The organism is Microcystis sp. M53602_WE12 (genome assembly GCF_030065455.1).
Taxonomy (GTDB): domain Bacteria; phylum Cyanobacteriota; class Cyanobacteriia; order Cyanobacteriales; family Microcystaceae; genus Microcystis; species Microcystis aeruginosa.
Window position 1 is genome coordinate 1 of sequence record NZ_JASJFB010000536.1, and the last position, 2,018, is coordinate 2,018.

General features: G+C 42.0%; 1 protein-coding gene and 1 pseudogene. Both read right to left on the reverse strand.

Going from position 1 to position 2,018, the window contains the following annotated elements:
* Positions 1 to 315: pseudogene (locus tag PX482_RS17375) on the reverse strand (hypothetical protein); the annotation flags it as partial.
* A 322-nt stretch (positions 316 to 637) separates the two neighbouring features.
* The coding region (locus PX482_RS17380) for a Calx-beta domain-containing protein (RefSeq protein WP_288122764.1) at positions 638 to 2,018 on the reverse strand (1,381 nt) is incomplete at its 5' end.

Genomic DNA, 2,018 nt, shown 5'->3' on the forward strand with positions numbered 1-2,018 from the left:
ATCAAAGGCCCGATAGTTATAAATATACATCCTCTGAGGGAAATTTTCTTCGTATTGACTTTGAATTTCAATATGAATCAAAATCCAGACTTCTTCACCACTCAGTAACCAGACTTTATAGAGTTTGTCAGCGAAACGTTTTTTTGTCTTTGCTGAAGCGGTAATCCGTTTAAGTTCTTTTTCTAGGGATTCGGGAATTTTTGTCCAATCAATCAATTGGTGAACTTCGGGAAAAAAGAAGGATAAAAACGCTTCAAAATATTCGCTTAATGCTTCTTTCCAGGGTTCATCATAATTGGCGGTTGTTTGGTTCATTTGAGTTGTCCGCTTACTCTTAGGGGTGAAGCGCGATAGCGTAACGCACCGATTTAATGATAGAGGTGGTGCGTTACGGCGGCTTGTTAATTTTGGTTTTTTGACCGAATTGATAGCCGCAAATACGCACCCTAATGGATTGTTTAAACTGGATTGTTTCAACTGCGACCTCTTCCCATGATTGATGTCCTCAGCCAGTAGGGTGTGTTAGCGATAGCGTAACGCACCAATTTAATGATAGAGGTGGTGCGTTACGGCGGATTGTTAATTTTGGTTTTTTGACCGAATTGTTAGCCGCCTAACGCACCCTACGCCTACTTAATTAAACAAAGAAATTACCCACTGGAATGCTCCCTAAAGCTGGTAAAGTGCCAGTAAATCCGGTGATATTTATTAATAAATCATTGCTGGATTGGAAGCCAGCCGTGCTATCATTAATAACGAGGTAAGTTCCAGCTATTGCACCGGTTGTTACTTGCACTAAGGCTGCACTATTAATCCCTAATCCTTGATTACCTGTAGTCGCTCCATTGGCATCAGTAAATACCTGATTGACTAAATTGTCTAAAGTGGTAGCAGTGCTATCAGCAGCGCGACTGAAACTGCTAGGCGCACTCATAGCGGAACCACCTTGAGTTAATAAGTCGATTTTATCACTATTGATGGCAAAATCCGTGATACGATCGCTTGTTGATATGGGAGATTGGCCAAATTGGAAGACGAAGGTATCTGCACCTAAACCACCGGTTAAAGTATCAATTCCCGCACCTCCATTGATTTGATTATTGCCACTATTTCCGGTGATATTATTGTTACTGGCGTTACCTGTACCGTTAATATTATTAGTGCCAATTAGTTTGAGGTTTTCGACATTGTTGGGTAAGGTGCGCGTGAGACTACTTTGCCAAGTATCAGTAATGATAACTTCTCCTATTCCTCCTTCGGGGTTAATGGTAGCATTAACGGGATTTGACAGGGTTACTGTAAAAGCTTCATCAGGTTCATTAAGGTTATCATTGAGGATGGGAATGCTAATAGTAGCGGTGGCAGTATTAGCAGCAATGGTGATAGTTCCAGTTTTGCTAGTGTAATCTACATTAGCGGTAGCGTTAATGGGTGCAGTGGTATAGTTGAAGGTAATTGGTTGCGGGTTGGGGTTATCAACTGTGACGGTGAGGATGGCATGATTATCTTTACCTTCCACCACGGTGATGTCATTAATGGAGAGTTGCGAGGTGACACTGGTATCATCATCGGTAATTGTCCCCGTGGCTGCGTTAGGAGTACCTACTGTATAACCTGTCCCCGAAGCGAGGGTTAAAATAACAGTTTCGTTACTTTCTACTATTGTGTCAGCAGTGGGGTCAACGATTACAGTCGCAGTCGCTGAATTAGCCGCAAAGATGACACCCGTGGGAATAGAAGCGTAATCGGTTCCATTGGTTGCTGTCCCTCCAATACTGTAATTAACCGTTAAAGGATTGGTTGTGGAACCGGTACGAGTGAAGGTGTAAATGAGATTTTGTGTCCCATCTTCTGTCACACTACTGGGAGAAACCGCAAGAGTAATACTAGGGAAATCTTCCTCAGGAGCAATTGTTACAATTTGATCGGAAAATTGTAGTTTTTGAATGCCGTATAAATTGTCTATGCCATCTCGATTAGCTACTGAATCTGTTATCGTAAATACTCCTTGATTGCTA